This window comes from Neorhizobium sp. T6_25, assembly GCF_002968555.1.
Taxonomy (GTDB): Bacteria; Pseudomonadota; Alphaproteobacteria; order Rhizobiales; family Rhizobiaceae; genus Neorhizobium.
Map to the genome: position 1 here is coordinate 96,418 of NZ_PVBL01000023.1, position 25,021 is coordinate 121,438.

Genomic DNA, 25,021 nt, shown 5'->3' on the forward strand with positions numbered 1-25,021 from the left:
TAGCGGCTACGAGTGCGTTCGGTGGTTCCTTCAGGGACGCGCGCTGCACGCTTTTGCTTTCTGTGGCGCTGACAGGAGGTTGGTGAGCTGGTCGGCGAACAGACAGCCTCCTGCCGCCAGAAGCATCAAGACCATTCCCGCGACACCTAGAACGGTTATTGTCTCGCCCGCCAACAATGCACCAACGCTGACCGCTATCGCAGGAGAGACAAAGGCGAAACTGCCGGCTCTTGCGGGACCGATGTCGCGCAGCAGCTGCATGTAGATACTGTATCCGATCAGGGAGCCGAAGATGACAAGAAACAGCCATCCGGTAATAACCTGCCAACTCCACATGGACGACAAAGACCCTGTTGCATGCGGCTCAATCAACAGCGAAGCTGCAAAAAGGGCAATGCCGCCGATCAACGTGGTTGAACCAGATAAAAAGCTGCTGCCAAATTCCGATACCAGCGGCCGCGCCAGAACTGATCCCGCCGCCGAGGAGATCGCTGCCCAGGCCACGGCAACCAGGCCAAGCATGGTCGAGGAACTGGTATTCGATGCCATGATCTCCGGAGCGAAGAGAACAGCCAGGCCAAAGACGCCGAGCCCCATTGCGCAGAACCGAACCAGGCTCCACCTTTCCTCACCCATTGCGATTCCAAATGCCAGCAACGCCAGGGGCGTCAAGGACATCTCCAGGACGGCGGCCGTGCCGGATGGGATAAACTTCATCCCCCAGAACAGAGGTCCGTAGCAAAGGGTGATCATCAACAAGCTGGCAACCAAAAGCCGCAGCATATTACCACCCTGAGGAAGGACGATTGTGCCTCTGGCTGCACCCCAACCAAGCAGAACAGAGCCGGCTGCAATGAATCGAGTGGCGGCAAACAGCATCGGCGGCATAGTGTTGACGCCGACCTTTACGGCGATCCACGTCAATCCCCAGACGAGGCATAGAACAAGGAATTTGGTCAGGTTGCGTACCGAAGACATGAGGCCTATCCTATCTTGTAACGGTCTATGTATGCTATTACCGTTACAAACTGCACGATACACAACTTGTTCCTAAGGTGACATGGCAACGTCGACATCCGATATGCCGCTAAGCGGCGGACATCCGGCCCTGGATCTCGTGAATACGGTCGAAAGTCGAGGGGAAGGATGGAGGCCTGATCTCCTGAGATCGTATGATGACGTCGTGGTCCTCGCGCAACGAACGGGCCTCCTCGATGAGGTACAAGCTGGCGAACTCGGCGTGCTTGCCAAGAGCAATCCCGAGAGAGCCGCGGCCGCTTTGGAGGACGTGGTGCGTCTACGCGAGGCGATCTACGCTATCTTTGCGTCGGAAGACGCTGACCAGCCGTATCCGGTTGAGGCGTTCGAAATCGCTCACCACATCGCCAAACGGGCTCGCGCTCGGCAGGTCCTGACAGAAACAGCGGATGGTTTCCGCTGGCGGCTGCCGCTCACCGACCTAAACGATCTCGCTGGCCTGTTCGCCGCGGCAGCGGCAGATTTGATCACCGGCCGCAATCACCGCCGCCTCGTTCGGGAATGCAAAGGAGACAATTGCGGCTGGTTGTTTCTTGATACATCGAAAAGCGGGCGGCGGCTTTGGTGCTCAGAGGCCACCTGCGGCACGCACGCACGCGTAAAGCGATTTCGAAAAAAGCAACGATAAGACCCGAAATTGAAGCTCTTGAGAATCGAACCGTCGATAGTTCGTCTATTACCTAACCCAGGGTTAAATCAACGTTCTTGCATTTACCAATGCGATTTCCCAAGTGTTCCCAAGATGAACGACTAAATTGCTGGCCTGAGGAGTCAATCTTCCGGAAGAGCATCCGGCCATTGCTGCGCCCCATGAAGGACACGCAGTACGCGGACTGTCATCTGTCACTGTATAGGCGGCGACACAAGGCGTACCGGAAACGACCAGTTCGCGTGTCCCCCCAATGCGGCCGGGACGACCGATCTCAGGGAAGTCCTGAAGTCGACGGACCGCAGCCACGATCCGTTCATCGACCGTGATCGCGGCGACAGGATTATCGGCCTCAATGTGCGTAAATATACCGTCGCGAACAGAGAGCGGGAAGACGGACGGCCACTCCATGTGCATATAGTGGCCGGGAGACGGCAATACTCAGATCGGATTCGGACCTGCGCAAATCCGCACAAGATCGGCCAGGATCGTCCGAAGCTCCGGCCACGGCGCTTCCTGGAGGGAAGAGCCCGGACCCTCCATTTCCAAGAGGGAATGCAGCTTCACCGCGACGCCGGCGACAGATCGAGGCGCCGCGCTCCACAATTCCTTTGCCATCGCCTCCTCGACATCCGCGATTTCCTCCTCGGCTTTTTTCGCCCTGGTATATCCGACCCGCTCGTCCGCCGCCTTCCATTCGCTCCGGCTTGCGGCCAGTGGGACCGTTGCTTTCCGCCGCATTTCATCCTGATCAGCGTTGTCGAAAGAAGGTCGATCTCCCGACCGGACTAGGCCCACATTAAACCACAGCCTTCCGAGAGCGGACTTTCGTGCGAGGGAGATGCATCATCTGCGTCTATGGCTGACAAGGAGGCCCAACGCAGCCGTTCCCCAACGCGAACCTGGATGTCCGTTTTGGCCGAAAGTCGTCATGGCAGGATAGCGCTGTAGGCGATCATCGGCTTGCCCGCAAACAACTGCCTTCCGCCAGCACCTGAGTGTCGAACCAAGCAAGCGTGCGACCATCCCGCGATCGAACGTCAAGCTGTGCGATCGGTGCGCCTTTCTCCCTGTCCACAAGTAAAGACCGCTTTTCGCCGGGACCGAACAGGTGGTCCTCACCCCATTGACGGAGCGATACGATCACCGGGAACAAGCCGCGCCCTTTCGCCGTAAGGACGTATTCCCGATAGGCGGTTCCATCTGAGGCTGGCGCGGTTTCGAAGATCCCTCGTTCCACGAGGTCGCGCAATCGCGTCGCCAGCACCCCTTTGCCTATGCCCAGTCCTGACTGAAACTCGCCGAACCGGCGCGAGCCGTCGAAGGCGTCACGGATGATCAGCAGGGACCACCAGTCGCCGATTACATCGAGGGAACGGGCTACGGGGCATCCAGCATTCCATTGGCTGACACGTTTCACCATCGACAGTCTCCCATTGCGCGAACTGGTTCTAACTTAGAACTAGAATCAAACTAGGCCAAGTGGTCTCAACAGGGACGAGAACGAGATTGCGAGGAACTTCCAAATGGATGCTAGGTCAACCCGATTTACTCAAGAGGCGCAAAGAGACGGCTTGTCAGGAATGCATTCGCTCATCATGGCGGTGGCGGCGGGCCTCAGCGTGGCCAACGTGTATTATGCCCAGCCATTGCTTGACCTCATGGCGAAGGACCTTGCAATTTCGCCAGCCGCCATCGGTCTCATCGTGACGCTGACCCAGGTCGGCTACGGGTTGGGCTTGATCTTCATCGTGCCGATCAGCGACCTTGTGGATCGGCGAAGTCTCATCAAGGTCCAAGGACTGCTGGCGGCTATCGCTCTCGTGGTCGTGGCGACTGCTGGGACGAAAATAATCCTTCTCCTCGGCATGGCCGTTTTGGGGCTGCTGGCGGTCCTGGTGCAGATACTTGTTGCCCATGCGGCGGCCTTGGCTACGGCGGCCCAGCGGGGGAGGATCGTCGGCATGGTCACCAGCGGCGTCGTCACAGGCATCCTTGCTGCGCGTTTGGTAGCCGGTGTGGTTGCTGATTTCGGCGGGTGGCGGGCGGTGTATATGGCATCTGCCCTATCCATGGTCGTCATGGTCGGAGTCCTGAATTCGGTGCTGCCCAGGCGTTCCGCAGGACCACGTTCCGGAACCTATGTCAACGCGCTGATCTCTATTCCGCGCACGTTCCTGCGCGAACCGGTCCTGCTTCTTAGAGGGGTCCTCGCGCTCCTCATCTTCGCGTCCTTCAGCACGTTCTGGACAGCGCTGGTCCTGCCGCTCAGTGCTTCTCCGTTTTCCTATTCGCATACCAGGATCGGTTTATTCGGTCTTGTCGGACTGGCCGGAGCGATTGCCGCGACCTATGCCGGAAGACGTGCTGATCGCGGCCATGGCAATTGGACGATGGGGGTCTCTCTGGTGCTCCTGCTGGCATCCTGGGGGCTGATCGCTCTCCTTCCGTCTTCCATTCCGCTGATGCTGGCAGGCGTGCTGTTGCTCGACTTGGGAGTCCAGGCCGTCCACGTCGCCAATCTGAGCGTCGTCGTGGCCCTGCATCCACAACGCAGCGGTCAGTTGATCGGCGGCTATATGATGTTCTACTCCGTCGGAAGCGCCATCGGGGCGATCGCGGGAACGTCCGCCTACGGCTTGTTCGGCTGGCCGGGAGTCTGCTTGATGGGAGGAGCCTTCAGCTTCTGTGCACTCGCCTTGTGGGTTGCCACGCGGCTGCCGGCAGCTGCCGATCGATAACCTGTTCTCGCTCCTGCCTCTTGAGGAAGTCGCTGACGAGGACCGTTTGGCTGAACCTATGTCAGGGTCAGGCGACTGATGCAGGCGGAACCGTTCCGTCAGGCGTGAGGCCGTCGACTGCATTGGGCAGGTTCTCGGAGAGGCGCTTTAGGATTTCCTCTTCCGACATGCCGGTTCGCGTGGCTATGTCTCGCAGGACATCTGGTCCCAGCGCTGACGCGAGCTCGCTATCATTGATCGGATCGTTCGCCCCGGGCTTGACCCATGACTCGGCTTTTTTCTCCTGCCCGGCCTGTCGGAATTGGTCGAGGAGGTCGCTCAAGCCGCCGTTGAGTATCGACCCGATGCTGCCGCCGCTGACCAAGCTTCCAAGTCCGCCTGTCCGCAACCTGTTAAGAATGTCGTCGATACCGCCATCCGATCCGGGGGCTGCATTCGCCGCAGCTCCTTGTGTCGCTTCACCCGATGACGTCCGTTGGCGCTCGGTCACGCCTTTTAGGATTTCGGCGATCCGGTCGCGGTTCTGATATCCCGCGACTGCTAGGACGGCGAGAAGCGCTTTGAGTGGTCCGCTGGGCATGTCTGGTCTCCTTGATCTCGGCGATAAACGAGCCATCTTGGCTGTGGTTCCGCATGAGGCATCCTGATGAACGAGAAACCATCTCGCTCCAGGGCGTACATCACGTCCTCGACCGTCTTGTAGATGGCCGAGGATGGTTGATGTGATCGAAATCATGGCACGGCCCCAATAAGTTACTTCGACGCCAGTCCGTCATATGCCCCACCTGAGAATCGTTGATTCCGAGCCGATAGCGGAAGGGCGGCTTTCGAGGCTTTTTTTTGCCAAAAGCCATCCCGCTAACTCGCTCTTGTGAAAGAAGCACGACGCTAACCAAATCCTATATGGCACCTGCGGAGCCGAATGCTCGTAGTGAGAACCTCTCGACCCTCAATGCAAAAGCGCAGAACGCTGATAAAAACATCGCCCAGAAAGAGCCACACTCGCCTGAGCGGATACCGGAGCTTTCAGGGGGACCGGAACCTCCCTATTCGATCGGCCTTAGCGAATAGCTTGTGCTGCGTCCGCCTGCCTTGTCCCGTACCAAGATGCCACGCCGAACAAGATCGGTGATCTCGCGAAGCGCTGTATCGGGTGAAGACTTGGTGAGCGGCCGCTTCCTCTAGGGCAGAGCCCGGATCCTCCATTTCCAGGAGGGAATGCAGCTTCACCGCGACGCTGGCGACAGATCATGCGCCGCGCTCCACAATTCCTTTGCAATCGCCTCCTCGGCATCTGCGATTTCCGCCTCGGTTTTTTTGCCCTCGTATAGGTGTACGTTTCGCGCGGGCGACCGAGCACGAGAAGTAGCACCACTGTCCGAGACGCCCCCGACGGCCGTTAGATCCCGCCACCGGACAAGAGCCGGGCCTTCGGTCTCTTTCCTATCTTGCCCCGTGAAGCGGGGTCGCCCTATAAAGGCGCCATGACCTCTGACTCAAAGATTTTTGTGAGCCTGCGGCCAATCCGCAAAAGCCCGCCTAAACATCAGGAACCAAGGGGGCCAAAGTGCCAATGGGACGGATGCGAAGTGAGCGGCACGCACCGTGCTCCGGTGGGGCGTGAAGCAGAAGGGCTATTTCTGCTATTCTGTCCCACGCATTTGGCGGCGTATACCAAGGGCTACAACTTCTCACCGAGCCTGTCCGACCCTGTGACCGCCCGTTATCAGCGAGAGGCCGCCAGCGGTCTTCGGGCAACCATTGGCGTAAAGATCAATCAAGTTACAGAACCCCCTCTCCCATCCAAGGCCCGATCAGGCTCAGCAAAAGCGATCAATGCGCGAAAGAGTGCAGCCGAGCGGCAAGCGGCAAGCGTCGCGAAACGGGCTCGCAAGCTCAAGGTTCTTGAAGCAAAAGCGTTCGAGACGCTCGGTATTTCACCCGACGCGACACCTGAAGAGATCAGGAGGCGCTACAAGGAGAAACTCAAGATGCACCACCCGGACGCCAATCAAGGCGATCGCAAGTCGGAAGACGAGCTCCGGGCGGCCATAGAAGCTCATAAGATCCTCAAGCTCAACGGCTTCTGTTGAAACTGGCGACGGTGCTTTCTTCTGTTGACGCCCCGGAGTCCCGGCACTCCGTTTGTCTGCGACTTCCAATCAACCTTATGCCGGCAGCATCCCAGCCCCGGCTCGAATGCTTTCCTGCCACACAGGCCCGCGTTCCCATGCTTCGTTGTAGACGAGCGCCAATTCAGCGGACCGCCTTGACTGCAGCAGGGCCTCAAAAAGCAGCGCAGCTTGGCGGACGTCCTTCTCCCGCTTCGCGGCCCCCTGCCCGTCAATGTGCCGGCGGCTGGCGACGATGAGCTTGTGGATCGCGTACCGGGACGGATCGGGGACAACGACCGGGACACCGCTCCGGTGGAGCAGCATTGTCCTGACGGGTTCCCTGATGAGGAAGTCGAGAAAGCGTAGTGGATCCGCGCTGGCGCCATCAAGGGCGGGCATCTTCGCCGGCTGGTCAATGTAATCATCCGAACCACGGTTCGACGTCAGGAATTCGACCCGGTAGCCGTTGGCATTTTGGGATGACGACGAGGCCGCAGTTCCCGATCGATGGGGAACCGGCCGGAAGCTGGCGTCTACGCCCTGCAGCAGCGCGACGATCGGAGGCAGGTTGTCTTCAACCTCCCGGCTGATGGCATAATCCTGGGCGATATCCGCATCGCCGGTCAGGATCGCAGCCATGGGAAGGCGCACGCCCAGCAGTCCTCAATAGCACTGAAAGGCCACGGTTTCGATGAGAACGCCCCGGAGCCGAAAGAGACCGCCGTCTGCAAGGGCCTCGACGATGTCGCCCAACATGGCGTCAGGGGCGATCATCCCACCTTCGCGGATCAAAGTGTTGACCAAGTCGCCTGCGACCACGGAAGGCATCTTGGAGAAGCCCGCCGGCAAGAAGCGAACTTCTCTCGAGAGCTGGTTTGTCGGTGATGAGGGGCCGCAGCGTCTTTTTGCTAATCGCATCCTTCCCTTCGACGAAACGGCGGCTCTCATATGGGCGCGATTGATGGCTGAAGCGAAAGCAAGCGGGCGATCGCGTAGTGGCCTTGATACCATCATCGCGGCCACTGCGCAGGCGAACGGATGCACGTCGTGACTGACAATGAGAAGGACTTTCACGGTATAGAGCTAATCAATCTGCTCCGTGCCAGCGATGGCTGAGCCGCAACTACCCGCCTTGAAGGGATTGGGACAGCCGACACCGGCAAGGATTTCACTCCTCGCGCATCGCCCGAGACACCTGATCGACAAGCGGCTTGATGAGATAAGAAAGCGCGCTGCGTTCGCCGGTCTGGATGAACGCTTCGACCGGCATGCGAGCCAGCAGCCAGCGAGCTGCACATCTGCTATCAATCGACGGTTCATGCGAAGAACTCGCTCAACCCGTCCGCGCCAAGATCTCAGACGCAGCAACTCTGAAATCGATCATTGCGCTCGTGAAGGCGGTTGTCTCTGAAGCCAACCCCACCTGGGTGCAACCTCACTGAACTGAGAGGGCGGGCCGCCGGCCCACGGCTAGAAGAGCTTCATCAGTTCGGTCAGAAACGCGCGAACAGCCGGGTTGGTGCGGCGGCTTTCGGGCCAGACTGCTGTGATGTTGTTACGCTCCACGGCGAAATCGGACAGGACCGGTACCAATTGCCCGCGCTTGACCAAAGGGCCCGCCATGAAGCCCGCGCCCATTCCAATCCCCCCACCCGCAGCGATCGTCGCAAGGACTGCCTCACTCGCATCAACGATGATGCTGGAGGAGGGTACGATCTCGATGTCCCGATCCCCAATCCTGAACGGCCAGCGAAACGTCTGACCCGTGCTCTGGTAACGGAGGTTTACAGTGTCGTGCGCCTCCAGTTCGTCGGGGTGCTTCGGGTTGCCGCGCGCGGCCAAATACTCAGGCGACGCATAGCAACAGAGCCTATGCGGAGAGAGCCGCCGCGAAAGAAGACGCGAGTCGGCAAGGTCGGCGATACGGATAGCCAGATCGATCCCCTCCCCGACGAGATCCACAAGGTGGTCGCTCAATCGCAGATCAATCGTCACTTTCGGATGGAGCTTTCGAAACTGCGGAAGGGCCGGCGCAATTATATGAAGGCCGATCGCTAATGAAGCTGCAATCCGCAAAGTCCCAGCGGGTTCGCCACGAGCCCTCTTGGCCACCTGCTCAATGTCTTCGGCATCGCGCAGCAATCGCAGCGCGCGCCCATGGATCTCTCGCCCTTCTGCCGTAAGGGTCAGCGAGCGTGTCGTGCGCGTGAACAGCGTCACGCCGAGGTGCGCCTCCAGCCGTTGGATGCTCTTGCTGATTGCCGACGGCGAGACGGACAGCGAACGAGCGGCTGCCGTGTAGCTCCCCAAAGAGCCCGCTCGAGCGAATGCCATTAGCCCGGTTAGTCGCTCCAAACCGATCTGTTCCTTCATGGCACTATTAAACGGACCCGAGACACGATTATCAACAGGTGCGCTCTCTCCTATCTCCTGGTGGTAAACACAATCACAGCGAGGCTATGATGACTGAGATGATGAGAGCAGTACGGTTGCACGAATTCGGTGGTCCGGAGGTCCTGCTTTACGAAGACGCGCCCCGCCCGGTCGCCGCACGTGGCGAAGTGCTCGTCCGCGTACATGCGGCCAGCATCAACCCGCCAGACCTCTATCTGCGTGACGGCTACCGCGCGCTGCCGTCCGAATGGCAGCCTCATCCGACCTTTCCACTGATCCTGGGCACCGATGTGTCAGGCATCGTGGCCGCGATCGGCGACGGTGTTTCGGAGTTACACCTCGGAGACGAAGTGTATGCGATGGTGCGCTTCCCCCAAGACGTGATGAAGGGCAGCAGCGCCTATGCCGAATACGTCTGCGTGCCCGCATCGGAACTGGCGCTGAAACCCGTGGGTATCGACCACGTCCAGGCAGCAGGCGCACCGATGTCGTTGCTCACGGCCTGGCAGTTTCTGGTCGATCTTGGCCATGACGCGGCCAACCCGTTCCAGTCATTTCCCCATGTACCGGTCCCGCTCGAAGGCAAAACCGTTCTGGTCAATGGCGCAGGCGGCGGCGTAGGCCACCTGGCGGTTCAGGTTGCGAAGTGGAAAGGCGCGCGGGTAATTGCTGTCGCCTCAGGCAAGCACGAGGCGCTTCTGCACGACCTGGGCGCGGATCAGTTCATCGACTACACCAAGATATCGCCTGAAACGGCCGCACAGGATGTGGACCTCGTGATCGACGCCGTCGGCGGCTCGAACATGGAGCGTTTCCTGAACGTCATCAAGCCGGGCGGAGCCCTGTTCTTGGTCAACCCCGTTGGCTTCTCGGGCCAGGACGACGCCGCCGCGTGCGGCATCACGGTATCATCAACACAGGTTCGCTCGAACGGTGCACAACTCGCGGAGGCTGGCCGACTGCTCGAAGACGGCACTATCCGTGTCGTCATCGACAGCACCTTCCCGTTGACTGACGCATCTGCTGCGCACGAACGCGCTTCCCGAGGCGGTCTCCAGGGCAAAATCGTTCTCATCGCCGGCTGATCGCCCGGAGCTCCCGGCCAACAAAGAAGCAGCGTTCGAGGGCCCACAGCACAAGGAGGTGGCATGAAAGAGGCCACGCCCGCTGAGAGAACGGATCACTGTGATGCAGGTGATGATCGAGGGACAGTCACAACTTCCAGCCTTTCGGCTTACCTTATTGGGGTCTGGCAGATCTCAATAAGGGAGTTAACAATAAGACCCTAGTGGAGGACAACTGCCTACTCTTTGGACGTCGCCCGGCTTGACAGCTCTGCGGCAACTCGAAGCCGGCGTCAACCTTCGCCAACCCCTTCGGGACCTGAGGCTCACGACGTGACACTTGCTGCCACGAGGCCAACCGCAAAGACACCGATCGGCACCAAATGCGAAAATTCCCGGTGGTGCACGACGGTGAACGCCGCTGCTGCCAGGATGATGGCACCGATAAACAGGCCTGCGGTCTGAGTAGCGGGAAAGGCAACCAGCGCGGCGCTTGCCAGTTCGAGCATGCCGGTCGTCCGGCACCAGCATCGGGGATAACCCCAGCGAACAAAGGTTTCCTGTTGGGCCGCCGGCCCGATAGCATTGAACAGCCCGGCACCAGCGAATCCAGCGACGACAAGCCAGATGAAAATCGTGTGCAGCATAAGCGCTTTCCCAATTGGTTCTTGGGCATCACGGTGACCGTTACGCCGTCGAGCTATCAAAGCTGGTTCTGGGAGATCAGATATCATGAGGCCTGTAGACATTGATCGAACCTTCGGTATCGATCGTTTGGCGCTCAGGCTGTCTGAGCCGTTGCAAATCGGCTGGCAATTTCGGCAACACGAACGCCGTAGAGCCGGGCTGTCTCAAGATCGCCGTCCGACATTTCGCCTGGGGAGGCATCTGCGTCGGACTGTGCCATCGGCGCGATATACGAGCCCATTCGGTTCAGATCATCGCGTTTGGAGGCCTTGACGTTCGCGGGCTTCATAGCGAGGCTGACCCACAGGCCACCGTGCTGGCCTGCCAGGAGGAGGAAATATTGCAGGGTGTTGAGCTTGTCGCCGTTGATACTGGCGCTGTTGGTAAAGCCGCCGAATACCTTGTTCTTCCACTTTTCTTGGAACCACGGTTTTGAAGAGGTGTCGGCAAACTTTTTAAACTGCCAGGTCGGGCCGCCCATGTAGGTTGGTGAGCCGAAGATGATGGCATCCGCATCATCAAGAGCTTCCCACGCGTCCTGCGAGATGTTGCCTTCGGCATCGATGGCGATCAGCAACGCGGATGCGCCTTTGGCGACGACCTCTGCAAGCCGTTTCGTGTGTCCGTAGCCGGAGTGGTAGACGACGGCGGTCTTAGTGCTTGATTGGGTCATTGTATGTCCTTGGCGCTTGGGCGTTCCTCGTACCGACGGTGCATTGTTCGTGCCCATGCCAAAATTTACTGTTTTGCCATTCGATGATAAACCACGCAAAAAGGAACAGATTGTTCTCCCTAAATGGTCCAATCGGGACGTATCAAGATGCATAACCTCGAGCCGATCCTCATCTTTATCCGGGTTGCCGAGACGGGGAGCTTCACCCGCGCGGCGGATAGCCTTGGCATACAGAAGGGGCGCGCCTCCATGGCCGTGCGCAAGCTCGAAGAGGATGTCGGCGTTCGATTGCTGCACCGGACGACGCGAAGTGTGCAACTCACGGAAGACGGACGGGCATACCATGCGCGCGCTCGCGATCTCCTTGCCAACGTAGACGATCTACAATCGATGTTTGCGAAGGATCGCGTTGCGCTCCGAGGTCGCCTGCGGGTCGATCTGCCGACAGAACTCGCGCGTACGACGATCATACCAGCCCTGCCGGAATTCATGGCCTCCCATCCAGAGCTGGAGCTGGAGATATCGAGCACGGATCGGCAGGTCGATCTTGTTCAGGAGGGCTTCGACTGCGTTCTCAGGATCGGACCGATTGGGCATGAGACGCTGATCGCCCGTCGGCTCGGTCGGCTGCGCATGGTGAATGCGGCGAGCCCAATCTACATGGCACGCCATGGCATCCCTCAAGCTCTGGAAGACCTGCAACTGCAGAAGCACCGTGCAATCCATTACAGCAGGACACTCGGCGCCAAGCCTTATGGCTGGGAGTATCCGGAAGGGAGTGACGGCGGTTACGCGACACTTCCGCTTCCTGGTGCACTGCATGTAAATAGTGTGCAGACATACGAGGCTGCAGGTCTCGCAGGCATGGGACTGATCCAGGCAGCCTATTCCGGGATACGCCACCACCTGGAAAGCGGAACACTGGTTGAAGTCCTGCCGGATTTCCGCCCGGAGCCGTTGGACGTGTCACTTGTGGTCGCTCATCGCCAAAACCTGTCACGCCGTGTCCGAGCGTTCATGGGATGGATCGAAGAGGTGCTCCGGCCCTATCTGGAGTAGCTTGGGACGGACGACGGCAACCTGCGGGAGGCATCTTACAAAGGCCTTCCGGATACCCAGGACATTCGTCATCAGCCAGCTTCACGACAACAGATACGGCACCAGCGGCATTGACTGAGTCGTCGCCTTCGGCATCGAAGCTATTGGTAATCTGCCTAACGCGACAGTCACTACTCGCTCGGTGCAGTTGTTTTATTCCCATGGACTCGGTGCAAATAGAGTGCAAGAAGGATCAGCTCCCATCTCACAACCCCCGAGGACAGAATATGAAATTCAATGGCCTACGCCTGGCTCTTGCTACCGCTGCTTATACTATCGCGTCGACTGCGCTTGTGCCTACTGGCGCACATGCAGCAGAGTACTCGTTCACAGCTACCAACGGCACCAAATCTCCCGTTACCAAAGTACTCGTGTCAGAAAACAAGAAGGACTGGGGATACTTCGATATTGGCAGCGGCATCAAGCCAGGTACCACCGTAGATCTCGTATGGGACAAAAGCACGAATAGCGAAAGCTGCACTCAATGGGTCAAGGCAAACTTTGCAGACGGCAGCGAGTCTGAACCCGCCAAGTTCGATTTCTGCGAAGATGGACTCGAGATCGAGTTCTAAATTCACATAGACCACGGCGACGGGTGACCGCCTCAAGGGCGGTCACGATCCACTTCTAATTCAGGGTCATGAGCGCTTTTGCCTCCGCCTCAATTGCAGCATTAGTTTCCTCGCCACTGCCGATTGGTTTGTCGCCGAGCTTTGACGCGAGGTAGAGGCGCTCCTGTCGTGTGACATCGCGCCAGCCGCCGGGGATTGTCACGCCATCCGCTGGCATCGAATGCACTTGCACCACCTGTCTCACCGCCCACGATCAGGTCAGCAATGACCTTCTGCATGCCGATCTTGTCGGCCTGAATCTGGGCAGACGGTATCCCGATCGTGTCCCTCATAGCTCGGGTTGTCATCACTGCGAGCGCCAACAGACGCTGTCGTTCAAACCTGCTCAGGCTCTCAATCGTTGGCGGCTCGCACCAATTCGGAAAAGAAGTCGGTCGCCTTCCGCGCACCGCCTTCGCGGCACGCAACTTTGTTTTTGGCGTCAAATGCAAGTTCGTTGGCAGCCTTCCCCAATGAAAGGTTTCAATGCCACGGGCTCAGAGAATCTATACGCCGATTTCGGGATGGTCGTGCAGAAGGTGTCCTCGAAGCCAGGTTGGCCAGAGATCCCAGGGGATCGTGCGCCGGGATGTGCTGCAGATCGCGGCCGAAGGCCGTGCTTTCCGACACAGAGCCGGAGAGATATCAGCGGCCGCAGAGGCTCCCAGGATGGCTCACGAACGTTATAAAGGCTGAAGCTGGCATCGCGCCCTCGATGCTATCGGCATTCGAAGATGGAACTGGACTTCGGTGCCCTCCCTTCTCCGTGATAAAGACCGTCTCGAGGATATTGCTGTTCTCCCGATACTGGCGTTCGATCTTGAATTGCTCCACCGGTGTAATCGAAAAACGCACATCACGGCAGCCTTGCATCCGGTTGAACAGTGGCGGCGAATCCATTTCCGGCGCGCAACCCTCAGTCGATGGAACCGTCCGCGCCGACGAGAGCAACCGAGTTGCCCATCTCCGATAGCCCCATAGCCTCCAAGCGGGAGAAAACCCGCGCCACGTCCGAGTATGAGGTGATGAAGCATTGACTTCCGATACGGCCTGGCCCCGCAAACACGGGTTGAGACGGACGTGAATACCGCCCGCGAGCAGTGGCCTTAAGTGATGTTCCCATCCTCGCGAGTAACCTCTTCGTGGAACCCTGTGCGCGATTCACGGTTTACCGCGCTGTGTCCCACGAAGGAGAGATGGATGGAATGCACTCATCGCCGCGGGCGATAGGAGCCTCAGCATGACCTCACGGGTCGAAACGGTTTCGCCGACCAAATCTTTTGCACCGACCCTGGGTTGGCTCTTGCCATTCGGAGCGGTGATGGCGGCGCTCGCGGCTTGGCTGGTGTGGAAAGAAATCGAAGGTATTCCAAGCTTCAAACCCGGCGACCCTCGGCTGGAAATCGGCAATCCTGCTCGTGGTGCGCAAGTCTTCGCCGCAGGACAGTGTTCCTCATGCCATGCGAGCCCCGGCCAAGCTGACCGGCTGAAACTCGGCGGGGGGCTAGCGCTTGCGTCCCCGTTCGGAACGTTTCGCGTTCCCAATCTTTCGCCCCACCCGACCGACGGGATTGGCTCTTGGTCGGTAGCAGACCTGGCAAACGCCTTGATTGCCGGGATATCGCCCCATGACCAGCATTATTATCCCGCCTTTCCCTATTCTCATTACACCGGCATGACGCTTAGCGATCTGAGCGATCTTTTCGCCTACATCAAGACGCTCGAACCGGTGGCAGGTCGGCCACCGCCCCACGACCTGCCTCTGCTTTTCCGCATTCGCAGGGGGATCGGCCTCTGGAAGCTGCTGTTCTTCAAGGAAGGTCATTCGGAAGCGATGTTGACAGGCGATCCGGTGCACGACCGTGGAGCATATCTCGTGGAAACGCTTGGCCACTGCGCGGAATGCCATTCGAGCCGCAACCTGCTTGGCGCCATCAAGCCTTCCACTCGCTTTGCCGGCGGGTCCGACCCAGAAGGGACCGGCTTCGTGCCCAACATCACGCCCACCCGGATCGGCAATTGGACGGAAGCGGACATCGCCCGGATGCTGAAAACCGGCGAAACGCCTAACCATGGGCAAGTGGGCTCATCCATGACCGATGTCGTAACCAACATGGCGCTCCTGCCCCAGAGCGACCGGGAAGCCATTGCTCGCTACATCAAGTCGCTCCCTGGAAGACCGACGCCGCAACCCTGATCAGAGAGCGTAGAGATAGGCTGCCAGATGTCGTGCCTCAGCTTCCGTGATGCCGGTTGCGGGCATGGCCGAATTGGCCGAGAAGCGCTGGGGCGACACGATCCAGGTCACGAGATTGTCGGCCGAATTGTTGGCGACGCCGCCGATATAGACCTGCTGCGAAAGCCCGCCGAGCTGACCACCCACCTTGCCGTCGGCGCCAGGCACGCCCGGAATGGTGTGGCATCCAACGCAGCCATAGCGGCGGAAGATCGGTGGCGCGAGCGCCGGATCACCGCCCGTCAGGGCTTGCGCCACCGCATCCTGCTTCAGCTTCGACTTGACCAAGGTGACGGCCAATCCTGTAAGGAGTGGGGCACCGAGAAGGAGGCCTACGACGATGATCCTAGGCCAAGCGCACGCGCTCTGCATTGGCCCCTCCTTTGCTGGCTTCCTGGATCCAGGTCTTGAGGAACCACAATGCTGCTCCTGCATAGATGATGCCGCCCGGCACCCACATGATGATGCCGGCGAGTTGCTGATCCTCGAGCGGCGTCATATCCCATTCGAATGCGTAACGGGTCTGGGCCCGATAAAGTACCGTCGGCACCAGAGCGATCAGGGCGCCGAGAATGGTGGTATGGAGCATGGTGACGAACTGGTGCCAGGCGGCGGCACCGCGCCTCGCGCGCCAGATCATCGCCCACCAGAACAGGATCGCGGTGCCGAGGAAGCTCAGATGCTGAAGCCGGTGCATCAGGACATCGCTCACGGTTGCGTCGAACAGCGGCGGGTAGTGCCAGATCCAGATGGCGAGCCCATGCAACGAAGTGGCCACCACCGGCGCGGTGAGCCTCCGCCATAGCGCCCGCGACGCAGTCCTCCCCATTGCGGCGCCCGCGGCTTGGCGCAGTGGCTCCGGCAGGCCCCAGAGCATCATCGCAGCCGGTTTGGCGAGAACAAGAAGCGGCGCTGCAATCCCGATAACCAGCTCGTGCTCGATCATGTGGGCGGTGAACAGGTGCTCACCGAGTTCATGGACGGGTGACACAAGCGCCAGAACGAGGACAGCAAGCCCGCTCCAGAAGAACCACAGCGACCGCCGCACCGCCTCGACAGTCCGGCGTCGCCGCAGCCGGAGCCGCATGGCGCCGGACGCGTACAGCAGCGCCATGGCGAGCAGCGGGGAAACGATCCATGGGTCGAAGGTCCAGCTCAGGGCATTGTGGCTTTCGCTGCCATGGGCGTAGGCTTTGGCGGTCAGGAGAACAAAAAGGAGGCTGGTGATCAATGCAGGCATGGGCTCAACAGCAGCGTAGCTGCTCCCTGCAGGATCAAGGCAAAGGCGAAGCTGAGGCCTGAGAAGGTGGCCACATATGTCATGGCGCGATGGGTGCGCGAAATGACGTGGCTCTTCTGCTGCCAGGACAGGAAGGCCGCGCCCGCGGCAATGGCTGCGGCGGCGGCGACCACAAAGGCGGTCCAGCCCGCATCCGAAACGCAATCACCGTAAGGCAGAATCTGGGCGAGTTGGGTGCTTATCGCCCAGGCGGTCGGCGAGATGATCAACCCTGCGTATCGCGCGACAACCCAGGTCATAGTCGTGCCAGCCAGTAGATGCAGCCGTAAAGCGGAAGCCAAGCGATGACAACAAAGTTCCAGTACAAGGAATTGTCCTGCACATCGCCGTAGCGTCGTGGGTTGTCCGCGTGGCGTGAAAACATCAGGCAAGCGAGAACGACCGTGTCCACCACGTCGGTCAGGATATGCGTGGTGTGCAGCCCCAGGAGCATCCAGACGATGGAGCCGTAGGCGTTGTCGTCCCAGCGGATGTGGAGGGTGGTGAATTCGAAAGCGCGTAAGATCAGCGGGACGATCCCGAGGATCGTCATTACCACGAGCCCGACCTGCACCTTGCGCAGTTCTCTGTTATGCGCCCATCGCGATACCATAACGTTTGGAACGACGCTGGCGGCAAGGCTGACGGTCAGCCAAGTGCCGGCCCAAAGGTCCGGCGGCGGCGCTTCCATCGGCCATGAGGGAGAGAGGCTCATCAGGTAAAGATAGACGGCGATCGCCAGAGCAAAGCCGCTGCCTTCGATCAGCATGAAGGCGCCGGTAGCCCACCACGTCGGGCTGGCGGCACCCATGCCATGCATGGGCAAGGCCGAGGCATCGAGAACGATGCGATCCTTCATGACTCATCCTCCGCCGAACCCTTTGGCCAGAACCAGCCGATCAACGTTATGGCCACCGGGATCGAACCCCACACGACAGCCCAGGGCGTGAAGATCGACCAGATCAGCATGACCGAGGTCGCCACCGCAGCCCAGAACGGCCAGACCGAATCTGCCGCAGACATTTCTCGCGCCTGCGGCATTGCTTCAACCACGCTCGTCACCAGCAGTTCCCGCCGATCTGTTCGCAGCCCCGCCACGACGGGCAGTTCGTTTTCCGCCGGACTCAGCGGATCGAGGCTACTGACAACGGGGATGCGGCGGAAGTTATAGGTCGGCGGTGGAGAGGACGTCGCCCACTCCAAGGTCGCCGCACCCCAGGGATTGGCTGCCGCGGGCAGACCATGCCTCCAACTGCGGATGACGTTGACGAGGAAGACCAGGAAGCCGGCAGCAAGGATGAGTGCACTGAGGCTGATGAACAGGTTGAGCGAGGCCCAGGGAAGTTCCGGCTGATAGGTATAGACGCGCCGCGGCATGCCCCACAGGCCCAGGATGTGCATCGGAAAGAAGGTCAGGTGGAAGCCGGAAAAGATCAGCCAGAACGACCAGCGGCCCAGCCGCTCGCTCATCATCCGACCCGTCATCTTGGGGAACCAGTAGTATACTGCTGCAATCAGTGGGAAAACGGCACCGCCGATCAGCACGTAGTGGAAGTGGGCCACCACGAAATAGGTGTCGTGGACCTGCGTGTCGAAGTGCACGGAGGCAACCATGACGCCGGTCAGGCCTCCCATCACAAATGTGACGATGAAGCCGAGGACGAAGAGGAGCGGCGTCTTGTAGATCGGGCGCCCGGCCCAAAGGGTCGCAAGCCAGCAGAAGATCTGGATGCCTGCGGGGATGGCGATCGACATGCTGGATGCAGTGAAAAGGCTTTCTCCGACCCGTGGCAAGCCGACCGTGAACATGTGGTGCACCCAGAGTCCGAATGACAGCATGCCCGTGGTGATCAGCGCCATGACAAGCAGCATGTAGCCAAACAAGGGGCGGCCGACGAAGGCTGGCAGGATGGTGGAAACCATGCCGACCGCGGGGAGGAAGATAATATAGACTTCAGGATGGCCGAAGAACCAGAAGAGATGCTGCCAGAGCAGTGCGTCGCCCCCCTCCGCCGGATTGTAGAAGTGGGTGCCCACCAGCCGGTCGAGGATCAACGTGGTGCTGGAAAACATGATCGCTGGCATGGCCATGATGACCAGGAAGGACATCACCAGCATGGCCCAGACCAGAACCGGGATGCGGTCGAGCGACATGCCGGGCGCGCGCTGCTTGAACACCGTGACGACGATCTCCACCGCTACGGCCAGCGCGGCCACCTCGGTAAAGGTGATCATCTGGGCCCAGAGATCGGCGCGCTTGCCGGGGCTGTATTGCGGGCCGGCGAGCGGCACGTAAGCGAACCAGCCGACATCGGGCGCAGTATCGAGGGCAAAGGCCACCCAGATCAGGACGCCGCCGAACAGAAAGACCCAGTAGGAGAAGGCGTTAAGGCGAGGAAATGCGATGTTGCGCGTGCCTACCATCAAAGGCACGAGGTAGGCTGCCATAGCTTCCATCACCGGTACGGCGAACAGGAACATCATCGTCGTACCGTGCATGGTGAAGATCTGGTTGTAGCGGTCGGGACTAATAAAACGTGCTTCCGGCTGGGCGAGCTGCAGGCGCATGGCGAGGCTGAGCAGACCGCCGAGGAACAGGAAGACGAAGGCGGTGGCTATATAGCGGCCGGCGACCACCTTGTGATCGACGGTGGCGATGGCACCCCAGAAGCCGGGGCGGGCGCGCCAGGTCTCGTCCAGCCGGCTTTCCAGTTCGGCATCGGAGATGTCGACGTCCAGCGGTACCCTCGCCCGTTGATCCCGCGTCATTTCAGTTCTTCCATGTAAGCCGAGATCTGCCGCAGTTCGTCGCTGGTGAGCGGCACCAGCGGCATATTGTTTCCGGGCTTGAGGGTTTGGGGATCGGCAATCCAGGCCGCGAGAGAGCCGCGCGTGGTTTCGAGAAGGCCGGCGCCGATCGTGTGGCGGCTTGCGACATGGGTGAGATCGGGTCCCGACGTGCCGGTGGCGGGCGTCCCGCGGATCGTGTGGCAGGCGGCGCACGGCTTATTCATGAATACGGCTTTTCCGACTACGGCTTCTGCGACAGTGGGTTCTTGCGCGGGAGCCGCCTGGACCGCGAACCATTGCTGGTAAGCGGGTTCCTCCTCGGCCACGACAACGAAAGCCATATGGCTGTGCTGCAGGCCGCAGAATTCGGCGCATTGGCCGCGATAGATGCCGGGCCGACTGGCTCGCATGGTTATGATGTTCTTGCGGCCGGGGATCATGTCGAGCTTGCCCGCGAGGCTCGGGATCCACAGCGAGTGGATGACGTCGAGCGACTCGAGTTCGAGCCGGACATCCTGGTTGACCGGGATGTGGAGTTCGTTCGCGGTCTGGAAAGCAGGCTCCTGGTTGACGCCCCGATAGTTAAACTGCCACCACCATTGCTGCGCCTTGACCCGCACCACGACGGTTGCGTCGTTGCCGCTGTTCAAGTCGCTTGTGGTGTAGAAGCTGGCGATGGTGAGGCCTGCCACGGTGAGTGCCGTGAACGCGATCGCGATCCGGACCGAAAGCGTCATCCTGCGTTCGGCATCATTATCGGATCTGGGTACTTCACGTTTGCGGGCAAGCGCCCAGAGAAGAAAGCCGACCACCATCAGAAACACCGCCGTACAAACCGCGGTGACGAGGATGATCAGGTCCTTCAAGGCATCGGCCGAATGACCGTGGGTATTGAGCGCGGACTGGTTGCCGCTGCATCCCGTAAGCAAGACAAGAAGAGAAACGCCGAACAGGAGTCTGATCACGGTCTCGGCCCCTGGTCCGGATGCAGGGGTTCGGGCCCCTGGTTGAAGAGGAGCGCGGCTGGCGCACGGTTCTCCGCTGGACGGCTGGTCTTTTCGTCGTTGCGGCCGGGCGCGCCGAGGCCTGGCTTGTAGGCGCCGAGCGCCTTGATGTAGCCGGCCAACTGCCAGAACTCATCGCTGGTCATCCTGTTCCTGAAGGCCGGCATGCCGTGGGGGCGACCATCACGGATCGAGGCGACAATTGAGACCATGGACGGACCGTACAGCCACCAGCCGTCGACGAAGGATGGGCCTTTGCTGCCCGTTCCGACGCCATGGCAGGCGGAGCAGCCGAACCAGGAATATAACCGCTTGCCTTGGCTCAGGTCGAATGCCGTGGTTTCATAGGGCCTGCCAAGGGCGAAATACACGTCCGGTGGCGTGCCACCAATGGCGTTCGGCATCAGACGGAACTGGTCAAGCGCCGCAGAAAGCGGAGGCGATGCGCGATACTGCCGAGCTTCGCGCATCCATCCGGCCGTGCCCGCCAATGCGGCAAGACCGGCAGCGGCACCGACAATCCAGACCCTTTTCGACGTTTCGTTGCGCATGCTCCTGCCGACTGTCTCCCATTGCCTACTGGATGGGCTCAGCCTGCGACCGACTGAAGCGGATTGGCAAGAGTTTGTACGATGGCGTTTTGGCTTGCGGATCGTGATGGGCAAGTGGGAAAAGCGGATTGGTTTCCGGGTAGTATGCCGCACAACAGCCTTTGGGGATGTCATAGGCGACGAGGCGGAAGCCTTTGACCTTGCGCTCGGTCTGCGGATCGATCGCAGTTGTCAGGTCGACGGTGTCGCCGGGCGCAAAGCCCATGCGGGCGATGTCCTCCTCGCAGACAAACACCACATGGCGGGTTCCGTTCACGCCGCGAAATCGGTCATTATAACCGTAGATCGTCGTGTTGAACTGGTCGTTGGACCGGAGCGTCGCGAGGTTGAGAACGTTGTCGCCGGCAGGGCTGTCCTCGAACTTCGGGAACAGGCGGGCTGGAGTGATGAAATTCGCCTTCTTGTTGGCCGTCACCCATTTGCGCTCCCGTGCCGGAACCGGGCGGTGGAAGCCGCCTGGCTGGATGAAGCGCTTGTTAAAGTCCTTGAAGGTTTCCGGATAGGTGCGCTCGATCGCATCGCGGACCTCGGCATAGTTCGCCACCCAGCTATCCCACGGTACCGTACCCCTCGTTAGCGTCGCTTTCGCCATGCGGGCAACGATGGCCGGTTCGGACAGGAGGTGAGGGCTTGCCGGCTTTGTGCGCCCGCGTGAACCGTGGAATTGCGCAACCGAGCTTTCGATCGAGACCTCCTGCGGGCCGCTTGCCTGCTGGTCGATTTCGAGTCTGCCGAGGCAGGGAAGTAGATAAGCGATCCTGCCGTGGATGACGTGGCTGCGGTTGAGCTTGGTGGCGATCTGCACCGTCAAGGGGATCTTGCGCCAAGCTTCTTCCATGGCCGCCGTTTCCGGCACAGCGCGCAGGAAATTGCCGCCGAGACTGACGAAGGCCTCGGTTTCACCCTTGAGGATCGCCTCGCACGTATCAACCGTGGTGTGACCTTCCCAGCGCGGCGGTTCGAAGCGGTAAAGCTCCGACAGCTTGTCGAGGGGCACGAGATCGGGCTTTTCTGTAATGCCGACGGTGCGTTGGCCTTGCACGTTGGAATGGCCGCGCACGGCGCAGATGTTGGCGCCCGGCTTGCCGATATTGCCGCGCAGCAGCGCCAGATTGGCGACCATGTTGACGTTTTCGACGCCCATGATCTGCTGGGTGAGGCCCATGCCGTAGCAGATAAGCACCGCGTCGGCGGCGGCGTAGGTGCGCGCGGCCTCCTCCATCTGCGCCCGCGTGAGACCGGAGACGCGCTCCAGCTCCTGCCAGGAATAGCTTCGGGCGGCCGCGGCGAATTCAGCGAAGCCTGCCGTATGCTCGGCGATGAAATCGTGATCGAGCACGTGCTTCTTGTCGGCAGCCGCAATCGAGGCTGCAAAGGCGACGGCTGCGGCATTGCTCGGATCTTCCGGCTCGGCGTCGGAACCGGCAACCTTGGACGTGGGTGCGGCATGCAACGCGTCATCCGCCTCGATCAGTGCTTTGCTGACACCAAACAAAGCGGCGATATCGCCGCCGTTCTTCAGCTGATAGTAGTCACTGGAGATCGGCGTTTCCTTGAGCGTCAACATCTGTGTCGGCGCCTGCGGGTTGATGAACCGCTCGAGCCCCGGTTCGCGCAGAAGATTGAAGGTGACGATCTTTACCCCCCGATCCACGGCGTCCTGCAGGTCATGCAGGAGCCTTGGCGACGAGGTGCCGACGTTCTGGGCGATGTAGAAGATACAGTCGCAGTTCTGGAAATCCGACAGAACCGCTGTGCCGACGGCCGCTCCGATACTCTGAGGTAGCCCCACCGATGAGCTTTCGTGGCACATATTGGAGGAGTCGGGCAGGTTGTTGGTACCATATATGCGCGCGAAGAGCTGGTACATGTAGGAGGTTTCCAGCGACGCACGTCCGGAAGTATAGAACTCGACGTTCTTCGGGTCGAACTGCTTGAGTTCGCTGCCGATCTCCTCAAAAGCGTTTTCCCACGACACGGGCCTGTATGTGTCGGAAGCCGGATCCCAGCGCATAGGTTGGGTCAGGCGGCCCTGCTCCTCCAGATCGTGGTCGAGCCAACCTTCGAGTTCCGTCAGCGTATGTTCGGCGAAGAAGGCTTCGTCGGCGCGGCGGGTGGTGATCTCCCAGGCGGTTGCTTTGGCGCCGTTTTCGCAAAACTCCAAGGGATGCGGCTTGGCGGGTTTGGCCCATGCGCAGCTGACGCACATATAGCCTCCAGCCTTGTTCTGCTTGGTCAGCAAGGCACTTCCAGAAAAGGCAACATGTTCCCTTAAAATGATCTCCCCAACCGAACGAGCCGAACCCCACCCCCCCGCTGGTCCACTTTCGAAGCCGATACTGGGCTTTTTCTTTGGTCTTCCAGACATGGCGCCCCGCACTCCGCAGCCTTACCGCTTCTGCAATATGAGGTAGATGCTGCTCCGTCCCTCATCCTGAACAAGCAGAAAACACCCTGGTTCTCGAGAAGTTCCCACCTCCAAAAGAGGCGATTGAAATATCGAACCAAACCTTCGGAGCGAAGCGGCTTTTCCGGGCCGACCCGTTACGCGTGTAGGCCGCTGGGCGGTAGCTTGCAACGGCTTCACTTTGACCTAGCACCCATGCATGTCGTGTTCTTGGTCTGCAGCAGCCCTTCAATTATCCTCCAGACTGTTCGAGTGTTAATTTTATGGAAAATCCTGGCATCGACATTTGAGAGCAAAGCGCCAAATATCGGAAATGATCTACTTCACCGGTGACACCCATTTCGGCGACCCGCGCGTCCTACGCCTCGACAAACGCCCTTTCACCAACATGGTTGAACACGACAACGCCCTGATCCGGGCGTGGAACGAAACGGTCGGGTGCGAAGATGAGGTCTGGCATCTGGGAGACTTCATGTCCACAAGAGCCGGCGCGTGCGCCGAGCTGCTTGCGAGGCTGAACGGTCGAAAACACCTGATCGTCGGCAACAACGACCCGACGACGATCACGAGCTCGCCGGGATGGGATAGCGTGCAGCACTACGTCGAACTCCGCCATGGCGGACATCATCTCATCCTCTGCCACTACGCTTTTAGAACCTGGAACCAGATGGGCAAGAAGTCGATCAACCTGCACGGCCACTCGCATGGGCGATTGAAGCCCCTTCCCCGTCAGTATGACGTCGGCGTCGATAATCAACAGCTTCGTCCAGCCACGCTTGAGGTCCTCTTGCGAAGGAAGCCTCTCGCCACCGATGCGCAAGACCTCATGGGCAAATAGTCTCAGGGTTGGCCGCTGACTTCCGGTGACCCGGTGACCGGTTATGAACCTGTTGTCGTGATCGTGCCGAAGAGCTTGATCCCCTTCTTGGAGATAACGCTTGGCTCAGCAACCCTCGGCACGAAGACGGAGCAATCGTTAAGGATCTTTGTATGGCATAAGATTGTCATGCGAGCCTGGCGACCTTCGCCCCGGGTGGCGCCACGGGTGCCGGTATCTGGTCCGCGTCGATCTCTCAACGCCGAGGTTGCCCGGTCGACCCAAATCCTGCGGAACCACATGCAGGCCGACATGATGCACGACGCGATGCGCGCGGATGTGCTCGCGTCAATGCTGGCGAACAATCCGGCAGCCGGCGTTGACGCTCCCGCGGTGAAGGCCAATCTGGTAGAGCACGACGCGTCGTTCCGCGAGTTGATTTCTGCCAACAAGGCTCTTGCCGCTGATGACAAGACGAAAACAATCCTCGCCAGCGTCGAGCCTCCCCTGCTTGCCTATATCGCAAGCGCCACCGATTGTCGATCTCGCCGGAAAGGATCCCTCTGCGGCTCTGAAGGCACTGCCTGAATTTATGGCGCAGGTCTCCCAGCTGGAGACGGCCATGGAACAGGCGGGGGATCATTCAACGCTAATCACCGTGCGGAGCGACGTCACCTGCTGCCGATCGTAAGAAACGGGAGCTGTTATAGCTCCCGTTCCGACTGCCTGATCAGAACTCCTCCCAACTTTCTTTGCTGGCGGCAACGGCTGCAGAGCCTTTGCCGGGAAATGCCCTGGCGATCTTGTT

The 25,021-nt window shown here is 59.9% G+C and carries 23 protein-coding genes and 5 pseudogenes; 10 read left to right on the forward strand and 18 right to left on the reverse strand.

Going from position 1 to position 25,021, the window contains the following annotated elements; all coding sequences use genetic code 11:
* Window positions 1-30 precede the first annotated feature (30 nt).
* Window positions 31-978 carry a DMT family transporter gene (locus C5L10_RS25020; protein ID WP_105431862.1) on the reverse strand — a complete coding sequence of 316 codons (948 nt, stop codon included), beginning with the start codon at window positions 976-978 and terminating at the stop codon, window positions 31-33.
* 103 nt (window positions 979-1,081) lie between these two features.
* On the opposite strand from C5L10_RS25020, the gene C5L10_RS25025 reads away from it, so the two are divergent.
* Entirely contained in the window at window positions 1,082-1,666 is a 585-nt protein-coding gene (locus C5L10_RS25025) for an ABATE domain-containing protein (RefSeq protein ID WP_245448179.1), read from the forward strand.
* A 143-nt stretch (window positions 1,667-1,809) separates the two neighbouring features.
* Here the strand turns inward: C5L10_RS25025 and C5L10_RS25030 are convergent.
* From C5L10_RS25030 to C5L10_RS25040, 3 genes and pseudogenes are all read right to left on the reverse strand, one after another.
* Window positions 1,810-2,104: pseudogene (locus C5L10_RS25030) on the reverse strand (type II toxin-antitoxin system RelE/ParE family toxin).
* Between the two features lie 24 nt (window positions 2,105-2,128).
* Complete coding sequence (locus tag C5L10_RS25035; protein ID WP_105431864.1) at window positions 2,129-2,428, reverse strand: hypothetical protein; 300 nt, start codon at window positions 2,426-2,428, stop codon at window positions 2,129-2,131.
* A 214-nt stretch (window positions 2,429-2,642) separates the two neighbouring features.
* Complete coding sequence (locus C5L10_RS25040) at window positions 2,643-3,110, reverse strand: helix-turn-helix domain-containing protein (RefSeq protein ID WP_105431865.1); 468 nt, start codon at window positions 3,108-3,110, stop codon at window positions 2,643-2,645.
* Between the two features lie 103 nt (window positions 3,111-3,213).
* Between C5L10_RS25040 and C5L10_RS25045 the strand changes: the two genes are divergently transcribed.
* Window positions 3,214-4,428 carry an MFS transporter gene (locus C5L10_RS25045; protein ID WP_105431866.1) on the forward strand — a complete coding sequence of 405 codons (1,215 nt, stop codon included), beginning with the start codon at window positions 3,214-3,216 and terminating at the stop codon, window positions 4,426-4,428.
* 67 nt (window positions 4,429-4,495) lie between these two features.
* Here the strand turns inward: C5L10_RS25045 and C5L10_RS25050 are convergent, their stop codons facing one another.
* Window positions 4,496-5,164 (reverse strand): YidB family protein, encoded by a 669-nt coding sequence (locus tag C5L10_RS25050; RefSeq protein ID WP_245448169.1) that lies wholly within the window; start codon window positions 5,162-5,164, stop codon window positions 4,496-4,498.
* 748 nt (window positions 5,165-5,912) lie between these two features.
* Between C5L10_RS25050 and C5L10_RS25060 the strand changes: the two genes are divergently transcribed.
* Window positions 5,913-6,521, forward strand: coding sequence for a J domain-containing protein (locus C5L10_RS25060; RefSeq protein WP_105431868.1), 609 nt, complete (start codon window positions 5,913-5,915; stop codon window positions 6,519-6,521).
* 75 nt (window positions 6,522-6,596) lie between these two features.
* On the opposite strand, the pseudogene C5L10_RS25065 reads toward C5L10_RS25060, so the two are convergent.
* Window positions 6,597-7,374 (reverse strand): annotated as a pseudogene (locus tag C5L10_RS25065) (GSU2403 family nucleotidyltransferase fold protein); the annotation flags it as partial.
* On the opposite strand from C5L10_RS25065, the pseudogene C5L10_RS25070 reads away from it, so the two are divergent.
* Window positions 7,366-7,658: pseudogene (locus C5L10_RS25070) on the forward strand (PIN domain-containing protein); the annotation flags it as partial. The pseudogenes C5L10_RS25065 and C5L10_RS25070 overlap by 9 nt on opposite strands.
* Before the next feature lie 52 nt (window positions 7,659-7,710).
* On the opposite strand, the pseudogene C5L10_RS25075 reads toward C5L10_RS25070, so the two are convergent.
* Window positions 7,711-7,821, reverse strand: a pseudogene (locus C5L10_RS25075) (HlyD family type I secretion periplasmic adaptor subunit); the annotation flags it as partial.
* Between the two features lie 191 nt (window positions 7,822-8,012).
* Window positions 8,013-8,915 (reverse strand): LysR substrate-binding domain-containing protein, encoded by a 903-nt coding sequence (locus C5L10_RS25080; protein WP_105431869.1) that lies wholly within the window; start codon window positions 8,913-8,915, stop codon window positions 8,013-8,015.
* 89 nt (window positions 8,916-9,004) lie between these two features.
* Between C5L10_RS25080 and C5L10_RS25085 the strand changes: the two genes are divergently transcribed.
* Window positions 9,005-10,021 (forward strand): NADP-dependent oxidoreductase, encoded by a 1,017-nt coding sequence (locus C5L10_RS25085; RefSeq protein ID WP_105431870.1) that lies wholly within the window; start codon window positions 9,005-9,007, stop codon window positions 10,019-10,021.
* A gap of 305 nt (window positions 10,022-10,326) precedes the next feature.
* Here the strand turns inward: C5L10_RS25085 and C5L10_RS25090 are convergent, their stop codons facing one another.
* Both C5L10_RS25090 and C5L10_RS25095 read right to left on the reverse strand, forming a co-directional pair.
* Window positions 10,327-10,647 carry a DoxX family protein gene (locus tag C5L10_RS25090; RefSeq protein ID WP_105431871.1) on the reverse strand — a complete coding sequence of 107 codons (321 nt, stop codon included), beginning with the start codon at window positions 10,645-10,647 and terminating at the stop codon, window positions 10,327-10,329.
* A gap of 134 nt (window positions 10,648-10,781) precedes the next feature.
* Window positions 10,782-11,360, reverse strand: a complete 579-nt coding sequence (locus tag C5L10_RS25095; RefSeq protein WP_105431872.1) for a flavodoxin family protein — start codon at window positions 11,358-11,360, stop codon at window positions 10,782-10,784.
* A 147-nt stretch (window positions 11,361-11,507) separates the two neighbouring features.
* Here C5L10_RS25095 and C5L10_RS25100 point away from each other — a divergent pair, with 147 nt between their 5' ends.
* From C5L10_RS25100 to C5L10_RS25115, 3 genes are all read left to right on the forward strand, one after another.
* A complete protein-coding gene (locus tag C5L10_RS25100) occupies window positions 11,508-12,419 on the forward strand; it encodes a LysR family transcriptional regulator (protein WP_105431896.1) in 912 nt (303 codons plus the stop codon).
* 266 nt (window positions 12,420-12,685) lie between these two features.
* The gene (locus C5L10_RS25105; RefSeq protein ID WP_105431873.1) at window positions 12,686-13,030 is read left to right on the forward strand and encodes a hypothetical protein; all 345 of its coding nucleotides are present in this window, start codon (window positions 12,686-12,688) and stop codon (window positions 13,028-13,030) included.
* A gap of 1,360 nt (window positions 13,031-14,390) precedes the next feature.
* Window positions 14,391-15,266 carry a cytochrome c gene (locus tag C5L10_RS25115; protein WP_105431897.1) on the forward strand — a complete coding sequence of 292 codons (876 nt, stop codon included), beginning with the start codon at window positions 14,391-14,393 and terminating at the stop codon, window positions 15,264-15,266.
* Here the strand turns inward: C5L10_RS25115 and C5L10_RS25120 are convergent, their stop codons facing one another.
* The 8 genes from C5L10_RS25120 to C5L10_RS25155 are packed head-to-tail and all read right to left on the reverse strand — an operon-like array spanning window position 15,267 to window position 23,357.
* Window positions 15,267-15,677 (reverse strand): cytochrome c family protein, encoded by a 411-nt coding sequence (locus C5L10_RS25120; RefSeq protein WP_105431874.1) that lies wholly within the window; start codon window positions 15,675-15,677, stop codon window positions 15,267-15,269.
* On the reverse strand, window positions 15,652-16,545 hold the full coding sequence (locus C5L10_RS25125; RefSeq protein ID WP_105431875.1) for a cytochrome c oxidase assembly protein: 894 nt from the start codon (window positions 16,543-16,545) through the stop codon (window positions 15,652-15,654). Before C5L10_RS25125 ends, C5L10_RS25120 begins: the two co-directional genes overlap by 26 nt.
* Window positions 16,533-16,844 (reverse strand): hypothetical protein, encoded by a 312-nt coding sequence (locus tag C5L10_RS25130; protein WP_105431876.1) that lies wholly within the window; start codon window positions 16,842-16,844, stop codon window positions 16,533-16,535. The genes C5L10_RS25125 and C5L10_RS25130 overlap by 13 nt, the downstream gene beginning before the upstream one ends.
* Window positions 16,841-17,443, reverse strand: coding sequence for a cytochrome c oxidase subunit 3 (locus C5L10_RS25135; protein WP_105431877.1), 603 nt, complete (start codon window positions 17,441-17,443; stop codon window positions 16,841-16,843). The genes C5L10_RS25130 and C5L10_RS25135 overlap by 4 nt, the downstream gene beginning before the upstream one ends.
* Window positions 17,440-19,353 (reverse strand): cytochrome c oxidase subunit I, encoded by a 1,914-nt coding sequence (gene ctaD / locus C5L10_RS25140; protein ID WP_105431878.1) that lies wholly within the window; start codon window positions 19,351-19,353, stop codon window positions 17,440-17,442. Before ctaD ends, C5L10_RS25135 begins: the two co-directional genes overlap by 4 nt.
* Window positions 19,350-20,339, reverse strand: coding sequence for a cytochrome c oxidase subunit II (coxB, locus tag C5L10_RS25145; protein WP_371411984.1), 990 nt, complete (start codon window positions 20,337-20,339; stop codon window positions 19,350-19,352). The genes ctaD and coxB overlap by 4 nt, the downstream gene beginning before the upstream one ends.
* Window positions 20,336-20,929: a c-type cytochrome gene (locus tag C5L10_RS25150; protein ID WP_105431879.1), complete on the reverse strand. Its 594-nt coding sequence runs from the start codon at window positions 20,927-20,929 to the stop codon at window positions 20,336-20,338. The genes coxB and C5L10_RS25150 overlap by 4 nt, the downstream gene beginning before the upstream one ends.
* 25 nt (window positions 20,930-20,954) lie before the next feature.
* Window positions 20,955-23,357 carry an FdhF/YdeP family oxidoreductase gene (locus C5L10_RS25155; RefSeq protein WP_105431880.1) on the reverse strand — a complete coding sequence of 801 codons (2,403 nt, stop codon included), beginning with the start codon at window positions 23,355-23,357 and terminating at the stop codon, window positions 20,955-20,957.
* 352 nt (window positions 23,358-23,709) lie between these two features.
* On the opposite strand from C5L10_RS25155, the gene C5L10_RS25160 reads away from it, so the two are divergent.
* Both C5L10_RS25160 and C5L10_RS25165 read left to right on the forward strand, forming a co-directional pair.
* Window positions 23,710-24,234, forward strand: coding sequence for a metallophosphoesterase family protein (locus C5L10_RS25160; protein ID WP_105431881.1), 525 nt, complete (start codon window positions 23,710-23,712; stop codon window positions 24,232-24,234).
* A gap of 176 nt (window positions 24,235-24,410) precedes the next feature.
* Window positions 24,411-24,883: pseudogene (locus C5L10_RS25165) on the forward strand (methyl-accepting chemotaxis protein); the annotation flags it as partial.
* Window positions 24,884-25,021: the final 138 nt, after the last annotated feature.